The following is a 12,520-nucleotide window of genomic DNA, read 5'->3' as shown; positions in this document are numbered from 1 at the left end:
CAGCGTTACCAGAAATTCATCGTGTAGGTCAGTGCCAGGCGGTTTTCTTCGTAGCGTGAAGTGTCGCGGACATTGACGCCGATGTTCATCCAGTTGGCACCAAAGCCTTTGAGCGGCCCGCTCTGCACCACATAGCTGAGGATCGAGGTACGTTCGGTTTCGTGGCTTTGCTGGCCCAGATTGATGTCGTTGCCTTCCATCCAGCGCGCCATCCATTTCAGCCCCGGCATGCCGAGGCCGGCGAAGTCGTAGTCGTAACGCACCTGCCAGGAACGCTCGCCGGGCTTGACGAAGCCCAGCGCCGACCAGTTGATCAGGTACGGTGCCGGGGCATAGTTGTTGAAGGTCGGGAAGATGTCCTGGCCCATCATCTTCTGGTAGCCGGCACCGAAGGTGTGACTGCCCTTGTTCAGGCTGAACATCAGGCCGTAGGTGCGATTGTCGACGCGGCCGGACAGTGCCTGCCCTTCTTCCTTGGTGTTGTAGTACCGCACATCGGTCTTGAGCGTGAAGCCGGCGCCCAATGGTAGTTTGTGCGCCAGGCCCAGGTAGTGCTGGCGGTAGATGTCTTCGAGCTGGGCGTAGAAATACGTGGCCGACAAGGCTGGGGTGAAGGCGTAGCTGGCGCCGGCGAAGTTCAGCCCGTCGCTCGATTGCGCCGGGGTGTCGCCCCACAGGTAAAGGTCTTCACGGTTGGCCGATTCACGCCCGGTGATGCTCCACAGCCGCCCGGCCGTCAGGGTCAGGTCCTTGATCTCTTTTGACTCCAGCACCGCGCCTTCGTAGCGGGTCACCAACTGGCGGGTCGGGTCGAAGGAAACAACCGGCAGGTTCGGGCGCTGGTCGCCGATGCGCAGTTCGGTCTTCGAATAGCGCAGTTTGGCGGCGACATTGGCCCGGCCGTAGTCGTGTACCGGGCTGCCATCGGTCTCGACCGGCAGCACGCCATCGGGCGAGCGGCCCTTGCCGCCGTCCAGCCGGTAGGCGAAGTCGGCGCCGACATCCAGGCCGAACTGCACAGGCGTATCGGTGTAGCCGGATTTGAACTGCAGATCGAAGCCTTGCGACCAACTGCCGGTGCGCGACTTGGGTGCGTTGTCCTGCTTGAAATCGCGGTCCACGTAGAAGTTGCGCAGGCCCAGGGTCAGGTGACTGTCATCGACAAAATCGGCCTGGGCGGTGCTTACGGCGCACAGGCCTGCAGTGGCGGCCAACAAGTGCTTGAATCGCGAATCGAACATATCCCACTCCAGAATCTTCAAGTGATTGGAAGCAGTCAAAGGATCATCTGCGTGACGCAGCAGGATCCGTGGCGCAGGCGCGCCAGGCGAACATGTCGGGCATGTTTCTGGGTTCTTGGGGTGTGGCAGACAAGCGTCAGGCCGGGGTCGCCCGCACGCTTGGCGGGCAACCCGGCCTGTTGATCAGGCGCGTTTGAGCTGTTGCCTGATCGCCAGCAGCGTGATCAGGCTGAGCAGGCCGGTGACCAGCAGATAGAAGCTGGGGGCCAGTTTGTTGCCGCTGGCGCCGATCAGCCAGGCGACGAAGAACGGCGTGAAGCTGCCGAAGATCGTGGTGCCGATGTTGTAGCTCAGCGCCATGCCGGTGGCCCGGACCTGGGTTGGGAACAGCTCGGACATCAGCGCTGGCAGGCCGCCGAAGTACACAGCCTTGAGCACGCTCATCCAGAACAGTACCGCCAGCAACGCCATCAGGGTCGGGTTGGCCGCCAGCCAGGAGAACGCCGGGTAAATACTGGCGACAAAGACCAGTGCCGCCCAGAACATGATGCGGGTGCGGCCAAAGACATCGGACAGGTGGCCGATGACCGGCGTCAGCAGGGTCAGGACCAGACCGCTGAGCAAGGTGCCGGCAAAACCGATCGAGGCAGTCAGGCCCAGTTGCTTCACGGCATAGGTGGGCATGTAGATGATCACGTAGCTGACCGAGGTCGACAGCACCAGCGCGCCGATGGCCAGGACCATGCGGTATTTGTGTGCCTTGAACAGCGTGCCGACCGGGGTGTGTTCAGGCTCGGTCTGCTTGAACTCGGTGGCTTCGTCGATGTGCCGGCGGATGTAAAGGCCGATCGGGCCGATCAACAGGCCGAACAGGAACGGAATGCGCCAGCCCCAGGATTCCAGCTCCTGCGTGGTCAGGGTGGTGGTCAGCAGCAGGCCGAAACCGGACGCCAGCAGGCCGCTGATGCCCTGGCTGGCAAACATGAAGCTGGAGATCAGGCCCTTGCGCTCAGGTGCATGCTCGACCAGCAACGCCGTGGCACTGCCGAATTCGCCGCCGGCCGAAAAGCCCTGAATCAACCGTGCGGCAAAGATGCCGATGGGTGCCAGCAGGCCGATGGTTTCGTAGGTGGGCATGACCGCGATCAGGAAGGTGCCGAGCATCATCAGCCAGATCGAGATGAGCATCGCCGCCTTGCGCCCGATACGGTCGGCGTAGGAGCCCAGCACAATCGCGCCCAGCGGGCGAATCATGTACGACACCGCGAAGGTGCCCAGCGCCAGCAGCAGCGAAACGGTTTCGTCGGTGTTGGGGAAGAACAGCTTGGAAATGGTCATGGCGAAGAAGCCATAGACGATCAGGTCGAACCACTCCAGCGCGTTGCCGATGGAGGAGGCGATCACCAGTTTGTACAGCTTGCTTCTGGGCATGCGGGAAGCCAATGGATCAGTCGTCATCTGCGCAGTTGTCATTCGAGGAGCTCCGGCAGGTTAGGGGGAAGGGTCGGCTGCCGGCGTTGAAGTGGCGGTGTGCGACCATGGACCGATGGTAGGCACGCCCCCGCTTTCCCACAATTATGCATTTCAGAAGCAATCGTTGCCCTAAAGGCAAGCCACGACCGCAACATTTTGCATCGTTTGATCGTTAATAGTGCCTTGGCCAAGACAGGCGATTTAGAGGGTTGGATTGAGGGTCTATAGAGTGCCGAAGGCCAGGACGGCTGACGGCGAAGGACAGGATGAATGCGCTATAAAGGCGCATCCATCCTTTTGGCAGGCGTCGTTTACAGCCCGAGCATCAAGCCGCTCAGACGCTTGACCCTGCGTTGCAGCGCTTGCTCGAACACGCCCTGGCGCGATTCGAGCAGGCTGAACCAGTGTTTGGCGCGGGTGATGCCGGTGTAGATCAGCTCTTTGGTCAGCACCGGGTTCAGGGCTTCGGGCAGGATCAACGCGGTGTGGGCAAATTCCGAGCCCTGGGATTTATGCACGGTCATGGCGTAGACCGTTTCGACATCGTTGAGCCGGCTGGGCAGGATGAAGCGCACTTCACCACTGCCGTCGTTACGCGGGAAGGCCACGCGCAGCACTTGATGCGCCTCGCCTTCACGCTCCGGCACCATCAGGGCAATGCCGATGTCGCCGTTCATCAGGCCCAGGCCATAGTCGTTGCGGGTCATCAGCACCGGCCGGCCTTCGTACCACTGCAATTCGCTGCCGATCAATCCGGCATTGAACAGCGCATGGGTGATGCGCAGGTTGAGGCCTTCGACGCCCCATGGCCCTTTGCGCACCGCGCACAATAACTGGAACTCATCGAAGGCCTGCAACACGGCGCGGGCCCAGACGGTCCAGCGCGGGTCGCTCAAGACGGCCTGCGCCGCCGGACGCTGTTGCGCCAGCACGCTGAGGTAATGACGGTAGCCTTGCGGACCGTCCCCATGACCGTCGAGCACCAGCTGTTCGAAACGGCGGTCCTGTTCGTTCTTGAGCACGCGCACGAACAGGTCGGCGTGGGTGTTGCCGGCCAGCAAGGCCCGCGCCTGGGTGTGTTGCTGCTGGTTGACCAGCCGCGCCAGCTGGCCGATGCCGCTGCCCTCACCGAAGCGCCGCGAGTGGCGCAACATCACCACTTGCTGGGCCAGCGGATGCTGCTGCTCATCGCCGGTCTGCAAGCCACTGTCGTTCAGGTTTTCACCGCTGACCGACTCCAGCCAGGCCTGGGTCTGCGGGCTGTAGAAGCCGGCCTCGGCATCGCGACACAAGTCGCCCAGCACCGCGCCGGCTTCCACCGAGGCCAACTGGTCCTTGTCGCCGAGCAATACCATGCGCGCATGCACCGGCAAGGCGTCGAGCAGGTTGGCCATCATTTCCAGGTCGATCATCGAGGCTTCATCGACCACCAGCACGTCCAGCGGCAACGGGTTGCCGGCATGGTGGCGAAAGTGTCGAGTGCCCGGACGACTGCCCAGCAGGCGGTGCACGGTGGTCACTTCGCTGGGGATTCTGTCGCGTACTTGTGGCTCGACAGTAAGTTGCTGCACTTGCTGGCTGATGGACTCGGTCAGCCGTGCAGCGGCCTTGCCAGTGGGCGCCGCAAGCCGAATGCGCAGAGGCTGGCCGCTGTGTACCGCCGGCTCCTGCAACAGCGCCAGCAAGCGCACCACGGTGGTGGTTTTGCCGGTGCCCGGCCCGCCGGTGATGATGCTGAATGCTCGCCGGGTGGCCAGCGCGCAGGCCAGTTTCTGCCAGTCGATGATCGCGCCGGGCTTACCGAACAGCGCGTCCAGCCGCCGCGCCAGATCGGCAGGCGGCGTTTCCTGTTCGGCCAGGCGCTGGCGCAACACCGCGTCGATGCGCCGCTCATAGTTCCAGTAGCGGCGCAGGTACAAGCGCCGGTCGGCCAGCACCAGCGGCTTTTGCAAGGCTTGCGGGCTGCTGTCGTCGGCGTTGGCGACCAGCGCGCTGTCGGCCAGCACCTGACACCAGGCGCCGCCGTCCAGGCTGACCAGCAGTTGCGACGGCAACAGCATCGGGCCGCTTTGCAGATCGCCTTCGGGCGGCAACGACAGGGCGAAGTCGGGCGCCTTGAGGGTTTCGTACAGGTCCAGGCACACATGCCCATGACCAAGCTGATGGCTGGTCAGTGCCGCCGCCAGCAACACCCGCGGATCGGCCTGTGCATCGCAGCTCGCCAGAAACGCCACGAAGGCCCGGTCCAGCGAACGCAGCCAGCCGCGCTCGCTCCAGCGGTCGAGCAACAGCAGCAGGTCATCGATGCGCTCAAGCGGCATCAGTCGGGTCAGGCTGTCGACTTCCAGCGGTGCCGGCAACAGGTCGGCAAAGGTGCGGCTCATGCGAACTCTCCAGGAGAAACCCGAGCCTGCGAGGTGCCCTGAAACAGCACGTCGAGGCTTTCGATCAATTCACGCGGCGGACGGGTGAAATACACGCCCTGCCCCGGCGCGCGACTGCCGCGCAAGAACAGGTACAGCGCGCCGCCCATGTGTTGGTCATAGTCGTAGCCGGGCAGCCGCGCCTTGAGTTGTCGGTGCAGGGCCAGCAGATAGAGGGTGTATTGCAGGTCGTAGCGATGCTCCAGGATCGACGCTTGCATGGCCTCTGCGGTGTAGGCGGCGTCATCGGCGCCCAGCCAGTTGGACTTGTAGTCGGCCACGTAATAGCGGCCGTCATGTTCGAGCGTCAGGTCGATGAAGCCCTTGAACATGCCATTCAAGGCGGTGCTTTGCAGTGGCGCGCGCGGGGCGTTGCCGTGAGTGTAATGGCGTACCAGCTCGTCCATTCGCGCAACATTGACATGATGGCTGGCGAACCAGAACTCCATTTCGATGCGGTACTGGTTGGGCTGGTCCAGTGCCGACAGCGCCAGAGGCTGCAGGCTTTGACTCAGCAGCAACGGCATCTCGAGCAGGTGCAGCAACCAGTCGCTCAGGGGCTCGATCCAGGCCTGCCAACCGCGCAGGTTGCAACGGCGGGCCACGGTGTCGCGCACGCCTTCAGGGTCGCGGGCGGCCAGGGCGAAGCCTTCCTTGCCGGCCCATTCCAGCAGGCCATGCAGGAAGGTCCCGGGGTTGGGGCCACGCGGGAAGCGGTGCAAGTCGCTGACGCCGGGCAAGGGGTCGCGCACCACCTGTGATTCCGGGCGTTCGTCATCAAACAGCTTTTGCGCCAGCGGTGTATCGGGCGCGCTGTCGCCACCGACTGTCAGGCCATCGCCAATGCGCAATGCGCTGTAAGAGGCAATCCACCAGTGATCCGTCGCCCTGCGCCGTGGCGTCAGGGTCTTGAGTTGGCTGGCCACCTTGCGTGGTGGGCTGAATGCGGTGTCACTCGGTTCCGGTACTGTTTGCAGGTCAATGGCCGCGCAGTCCTTGCCCAGCGCCTGCAACCACTCGCCCAGTTGCGCGCTGTCACTCAGCGGCTGGCCCGCACCCAGCAGGTAACCCAGCGCCGAGCGGTGCAGTTGCGAGCTGTTGGCGTTGCCGCGCTTGAGGTTGGCCACGCCCAGCCAGCAGGCGTGTTCGGAACGGGTCAAGGCGACATACAGCAAGCGCAGGTCTTCGGCCAGACGCTCGTCGTCGGCACGTTCGATCAGTGCTTCGGTGGGTTGCAGGCTGATACGGGCCTGGCCCTTTTCATCATGAAAGTGCAGCGGGAGGCGGCTGCCATCCACCGGCTTGCTGGAACAGATGAACGGCAGAAACACCAGCGGGTATTGCAAGCCCTTGGACTTGTGGATGGTCACCACCTTGACCAGTTGCTCGTCGCTTTCCAGACGCAGGATCTGTTCTTCGCCGGCCTGCCCGGACAGCGCCAGGTGTTCGCCCAGATGGCGGATCAACGCCTGTTCGCCATCCAGTTCGGCGGCAGCCTGTTGCAGCAGTTCGGACAGGTGCAGCAGGTTGGTCAGCACCCGCTCGCCATCGCTGCGGGCGATCAGGGTCTGCGGCAACTTGAAGTCATGCAGCAGGCGCCGCAGCATCGGCAGCACACCTTGGGTACGCCAGATGGCACGGTAACGGCGAAACTGCATGACCCGCTCTTCCCAGGCCAGTTCATCCTGGTTCAGGTACTCAAGGTCCGCCAGCGGCAAGGCCAGGGTGATACTGGCCAGCGCAGTACGCAAGGTGCGCTCGACATCGGGTTCGGCGCAGGCCTTGAGCCAGGCCAGCACATCGTGGGCCTCTTGGGCTGCAAACACCGAGTCCTTGTCTGACAGGTACACGCTGCGCACATCGCGCTTGTTGAGTTCACTGCGCACCGCCTGCGCTTCCTTGCCGTCGCGCACCAGAATGGCGATGTCGGCCGGCAATATGCCGCGCAGCGGTTGGTCGTCGCGGGCAAAACCTGCGCTGCCCTGAGCACCGGCATTAAGCAGGCGCACGATTTCGCTGGCGCAACTGGCGGCCAGTTGCTGGCGATAGACCGTGCCTGACACCGGCTGCTCGCCGGGCAGTTGCCAGACGGTCAAGGCCGCGATTGGCTGACCATCGAGTTCGAGACGTTCCTTGCGGCCCTGCGCTTGTGCGGGCGCGAACGGCACCGGATTGTCGTTGCCTTTACGAAACAGAAAGGCGCCTCGACCGGACGCGCGTTGCTCGGCGCTCAGGAACACATGGTTGGCCGCCTCGACCATGGCCACGCTGGAACGGTAGTTGGTGTCCAGCGTATGCCAGCGTCCATCGGTGGCTTTGCGTGCGCGCAAGTAGGTGTAGATGTCGGCGCCACGGAAGGCATAGATCGCCTGCTTGGGGTCGCCGATCAGGAACAGGCCGGTCTGTTCGTCGTTGTCTTCCAGGCGATAAATGCTGTCGAAGATCCGGTACTGCACAGGATCGGTGTCCTGGAATTCGTCGATCAGCGCCACCGGAAACTGCTCGCGAATCAGGGTCGCCAGCCGCTCGCCGCCCGCCGCGTGCAAGGCGGCGTCGAGCCTGAGCAGCATGTCGTCGAAGCCCATTTCTGCACGGCGACGCTTTTCGGCTTCAAAGCGTGCGCTGACCCAGGCGGCCGCATGCTGGAGCAACTCGGCATCCGGGGTCGGCAGGCTGTCCAGCGCGCTCTTCAAGGCCAGCATGGCCGCGAAGGCCGGGTGTTGCGGCGGCTTGGCCTTCCAGGCTTCGGCGATACCGTCCGGGGTCAGCCGGGTAAATCCGGTGCCCAGGTCGAGACTTTCCTGTTCTTCATCGGTTGCCCAGGCCGCGAGCTTGTCGAACCACGGCTTGAAGTAACGCTCCTGAATCTGCCGGCCATTGACCTGCTTGGCGGCCACGGCCTTCTGGAAAATGTCATGCAGCTCGCTGGCCCAGTTGGCCCATGGCGCCTTGAGGTCGATCAAGGCAGCGCGACGCTTTTCCAGCACCTCAAGGATCAGTTGCGCAGGTTCTTGCTGCGAGGCTTCGAACTCACGACCGAACAGCCCGCGTACCCGCGTCAGCAAGGCTGCCGGGCCACCCCAGTTTTCACGTACCCAGGCCAGCGCCGCGCCGTCCATGGGATAGCAGAAACGCCGCCAGTAATCGCGCAGCACTTCACCGAGCAGATCGCTGTGATCGGTTTCCAGGCTCTGGGTGAACAGGCTGCCGCTGTCGAAGGCATGCTCGCGCAGCATGCGCTGGCACCAGCTGTGAATGGTCGAGACCGCGGCTTCGTCCATCCATTGCGCGGCGATGTCGAGGCGGCTGGCGCAGGATGACCATTGCTCGGGATCGAACTCGTCACGCAGCTCATCGATGAGTTGATCGGGGGCGGCGATTTCATCACGAAAAAAACGTGCAGCTTCGGCCAGGCGTGTGCGAATGCGGTCGCGCAGTTCTTTGGTGGCGGCATCGGTGAAGGTCACCACCAGGATTTGCGGCGGCAACAGTTCACGACCGAAGCGCGACAGTTCATCGCCATGGCCAAGGACCAGCCGCAGGTACAAGGCCGAGATGGTGAAGGTCTTGCCGGTGCCGGCGCTGGCCTCGATCAACTGGCTGCCACGCAGCGGAAAGCGCAGGGCCAAAGGTCGATTGATGGACGTAACCGTGTTCATTCAGCCGCCTCCTCGCCCTGCCAGGGGGCGTCATGCAAGGGTTTGTAGAGCGACTCGCACCAGCCGGCGAAGTCTTCGCTTTCAAGCAGGGCGTCGAAGTCCGGGTACTGACGCAGCAAGGCGGTGCTTTCGACACGTTCGCCATTGCTGGTCTGGCCATCGCCCTCATACGCCTTGCGGGCTGCCGCCTCGGCTTTGTCGACAGCTTGCCCGAGCCAGGCAAAGGCGGTTTTCGGCGCCACCGGCAGCGGATGTTGCATGCCGTTGAGCCAGCCGCTGAGCAGGTCGTTCAAGGCATCGCCGGCCGCTTTTTTATCCAGCGGTGGCAGCAACAAAGTTTCGTCGGTGGCCACCAGTGCGGTGGTCAGGTGCAGGTCACAGGCACAGGCCACCAGGTGGTTGACCCAAGGCCGGATCAGCCGGTGCCACTTGCGGGTTTTCTTCGAGCCGATGCCGTTGGGAATGACCGAAACCGCAAGTAACTGGCCTTGGGCATTGCGGTGCAGGTTGTCGAGCCAGCCGTCCAGCAGCACCTGACGATGCTCGAAGCTGACCGGCAGCGCGCTGTTGAGCGGCTGTGGCCAGCGGCTGAGCAAGGCCTGGTAGCGCTGCATGACACCGGGCAGCGGTTCGAGCAACTCGGCTTGCAAGGCAGAACCAAAACCGGCCATCGGCAGCAAGCCACTGCCCTGCAAGCGCACGGCCTGACCTTGCAAGGCGCCTTCGATATCGTCGGGGTTGAGCATCGCGGCGCCCAGCAGGCTTTCGCTCAGGCCATAGCGCTGCAGGGCGTCGAGCACGAAAGGTTCTTCATCGGCCAGCGGGGCTTCGCGTTGATCGAAGAACACCTTGAGCCGCTGGGTGAAGAAGTGCTTGACCGGGTTGCGCAGAAAATCGTGCAACTGCTGCAGGCTCAGTGGTTCCTGGGGTTCGTATGCCGCCAGATCGATTGGCGAGGCCGCGACCGCGTCCTGAGTGCCGTGTAGCACCTGCCATTCACGGGCGAAGCTGAAATAACCCGAGCCTTCATGAAAATAGCGGGCACTGAAGGGTTGCAACGGGTGGTGCAAGGTCAGCGCCTTGAGCAAGGCGTCACCGGCGTTGTCTTGTGTGCCTGCCGCTGCCAGTTGCCAGCCACTGAGCAGATGGTCGCGCAACTGCCCGACCAGCACCGAAGGCGGTCGCTCACTGTTGTCACGAATGCTGTGGCCCACCCAGCTGATATAGAGCTGGTCGCGTGCCGATAACAGCGCTTCGAGCAACAGATAGCGATCGTCTTCACGCCGCGAACGGTCGCCGGGACGGTAGTCGCTGCCCATCAGGTCGAAGTCCAGCGGCGGCTGCGCGCGTGGGTAATCGCCATCGTTCATGCCCAGCAGGCAGACGATCTTGAACGGGATGGCGCGCATGGGCATCAGGGTACAGAAGTTCACCGAGCCGGCCAGAAAGCGCTGCGACAGTTTTCCCTGGTCCAGACCGGCCAGCCAGGCCTCGCGCACCACCGTCAGCGGCAATGGATCGTGCAGGCCAACCGATTCGCAGGTCTGCAACCAGGTTTCGCGCAGGCTTTCCAGTTGCGCGAGCAAATAGTCATCGTGCTCGCTTTCGGCCTGGAAAAACACCAGCAGCAAGGTTTGCAGGCGCACGCCCCATTGCTGCGCGGTGGCGGCGCTGGAAAACTCGGCGTAGGCAATGTCCAGGGCATCGATCAAGGCAACCAGCGGGCCAATCAACGCCGCATCCAGGCCACCGATTTCGTCATAGGGCTCTATGCCCTGATAGGCATCGCCGGCACCGACGGCATAGCCGAGCAGCATGCGCCGCAAACCGAACTGCCAGCTGTTCTGCTCCCGCACATCGGGCAGGCCAAGATCAGCACGTTGCCGGGCATCCAGGCCCCAACGCACACCGGCGCCTTCGATCCAGCGGTGCAGCGTCGGCAGGTCGCGCTCTTTAATGCCGAAGCGGGCACGCAGTGCCGGTACGTCGAGCAGGTCGAGGATTTCACTGACCGGAAAACGGCTGTCGGGCAGCTTGAGCAAGTGCTCGACGGCAATCAGCAATGGGTCACGGCCACGCTGCCCCTGGTCGGCCAGGGTGAAGGGGATGAAGCGTTTGTCATCGCGCTCGATCTGGCCGAATACGGCGCGGATGTGCGGTGCATAGCTGTCGATGTCCGGCACCATGACGATCACATCGCGCGGACGCAGCTCGGGGTCATTGCTGAAACGAGCCAGTAACTGGTCATGCAGGATCTCGACTTCACGCTGGGCGCTGTGCGCCACATGAAAGCGAATCGAGCGGTCTTGCAATGGATCGATGGTTGGCCACAGCGCACGGGTTTCGTCGAGCGGGCGCAATTCGAGGATGTCGTCTTGCAACTGGCCAAGCAGGTGCTTGGGGTCACCGTCGCTGAACAGGTCGATGCGCTCGTCCTTGAAGCAGAAGCGATAGTTGTGCGGGTTGTCGTGGCTGTCCAGCAGGTTGATGTAGTCACGACCCTGTTTGCCCCATGCGGCAAGCAACGGGTGTGCGTGCTGATGCAACGTTTGCGGGTCCAGCACCTGTGGCATGCCGTGCTTGCGCGCCTGGCGTTTGTACTGGTGACGCAGCAGGTCTTTGTCGGCGACGATATCGGCCCAGTGATGGCGGCAAGGGTTATGCACGCACAGCAGCACCTGGCTGAACCTTGCCAGACCGGCCAGCGCTTCGAGCGCTTGTGCCGGTAGCGAGGAAATGCCGAAGACGATCACTCGCGCCGGCAGGCCTGCCGGGGCTTCGCTCAGGCTCTGGATGCGCTCCATGAAGCGCTGGTGCACGCCGGCACGGCTCTGGGCCATGCCTTCGGCTCCGACATCCAGCAGCAGGGCACGCCACAATTCAGCCTGCCAGATATTGGCCGGGCTGAGCGGCCTGAGTTCACCTCTCACGGAGCGTAAGTGATGGCGGCCGGCAGCCCAGTCTTCCAGCCAGTCAGCGCGGTAAACCTGATATTGGTCGAACAGGTCGGCAAGTCGCTCGGACAACTGGTAGCGCTTGCGCATATCGGTGTCGACGGTCAGGAAGCGTTGCAGCGGCTCAAAATGCGGACGGTCGATCAGTTCGGGAAGCAGGCGCATCAGGCGCCAGGTCAGCGGGGCCTTGTCCAGCAGCGAGGTCAGCGGAATTTCTTCACGCCCCAGTACGGCACGGTAAAGCTGCCACATGAAACTGCCGGGTAACTGGACATCGATCGCTGCCGCGATACCGCAGCCACCCTGATCGTCATCCTCGGCATCTTCAGCGAGCGCCAGTTTCAGCCATTGAGCGATACCGTTGCTCTGCACCAGAGCGATTTCGTTCTCAAGCGGCGCCAGGGGATAACGCCGCATCCATGACACTACCAGACTGCGCAATTCATCCAGTCGGTTGCCATGAACCACCATGAAACCGGCGGTGAGCGTGGTCGTGTGGGACATGCCTGCTTCCTTGACTCGTCAGAGTGATACTCAAGGGCGCACCTTAAGGGCTGCGAGGGCAAGCGTCCAGTTTGGGAATAGCCGGGTATTGCGAGGTGATGCTTTTCTTCCGGGCAAAGCAAAACCCCCGATCGCAGTGCGATCAGGGGTCTTGTGTTTGAATCTTGACGATGACCTACTCTCACATGGAGAAGCTCCACACTACCATCGGCGATGCATCGTTTCACTGCTGAGTTCGGGATGGGATCAGGTGGTTCCAATGCTCT

General features: G+C 62.9%; 5 protein-coding genes and 1 rRNA gene. All 6 read right to left on the bottom strand.

Annotated features, from left to right (window positions below; translation table 11 throughout):
• Positions 1-5 precede the first annotated feature (5 nt).
• Positions 6-1,241 carry an OprD family porin gene (locus ACYAS9_RS17950; RefSeq protein ID WP_463569614.1) on the bottom strand — a complete coding sequence of 412 codons (1,236 nt, stop codon included), beginning with the start codon at positions 1,239-1,241 and terminating at the stop codon, positions 6-8.
• A gap of 183 nt (positions 1,242-1,424) precedes the next feature.
• On the bottom strand, positions 1,425-2,672 hold the full coding sequence (locus ACYAS9_RS17945; protein WP_463569613.1) for an MFS transporter: 1,248 nt from the start codon (positions 2,670-2,672) through the stop codon (positions 1,425-1,427).
• 353 nt (positions 2,673-3,025) lie between these two features.
• Positions 3,026-5,098 (bottom strand): exodeoxyribonuclease V subunit alpha, encoded by a 2,073-nt coding sequence (recD, locus tag ACYAS9_RS17940; RefSeq protein WP_463569612.1) that lies wholly within the window; start codon positions 5,096-5,098, stop codon positions 3,026-3,028.
• The gene (recB, locus tag ACYAS9_RS17935; protein ID WP_463569611.1) at positions 5,095-8,796 is read right to left on the bottom strand and encodes an exodeoxyribonuclease V subunit beta; all 3,702 of its coding nucleotides are present in this window, start codon (positions 8,794-8,796) and stop codon (positions 5,095-5,097) included. Before recB ends, recD begins: the two co-directional genes overlap by 4 nt.
• The gene (recC, locus tag ACYAS9_RS17930) at positions 8,793-12,254 is read right to left on the bottom strand and encodes an exodeoxyribonuclease V subunit gamma (RefSeq protein WP_463569610.1); all 3,462 of its coding nucleotides are present in this window, start codon (positions 12,252-12,254) and stop codon (positions 8,793-8,795) included. The genes recB and recC overlap by 4 nt, the downstream gene beginning before the upstream one ends.
• A gap of 162 nt (positions 12,255-12,416) precedes the next feature.
• Positions 12,417-12,520, bottom strand: a 5S ribosomal RNA gene (gene rrf / locus ACYAS9_RS17925); the annotation flags it as partial.

Source organism: Pseudomonas sp. HP_08 (assembly GCF_055284095.1).
This window is presented reverse-complemented; position numbering and strand designations above follow the sequence as displayed.

Bases quoted from the DNA above. Each gene is read 5' to 3' on its own strand.
- ACYAS9_RS17950 (WP_463569614.1), bottom strand. From the start codon at position 1,241: ATGTTCGATTCGCGATTCAAGCACTTGTTGGCCGCCACTGCAGGCCTG.
- ACYAS9_RS17945 (WP_463569613.1), bottom strand. From the start codon at position 2,672: ATGCCCAGAAGCAAGCTGTACAAACTGGTGATCGCCTCCTCCATCGGC.
- recD (WP_463569612.1), bottom strand. From the start codon at position 5,098: ATGAGCCGCACCTTTGCCGACCTGTTGCCGGCACCGCTGGAAGTCGAC.
- recB (WP_463569611.1), bottom strand. From the start codon at position 8,796: ATGAACACGGTTACGTCCATCAATCGACCTTTGGCCCTGCGCTTTCCG.
- recC (WP_463569610.1), bottom strand. From the start codon at position 12,254: ATGTCCCACACGACCACGCTCACCGCCGGTTTCATGGTGGTTCATGGC.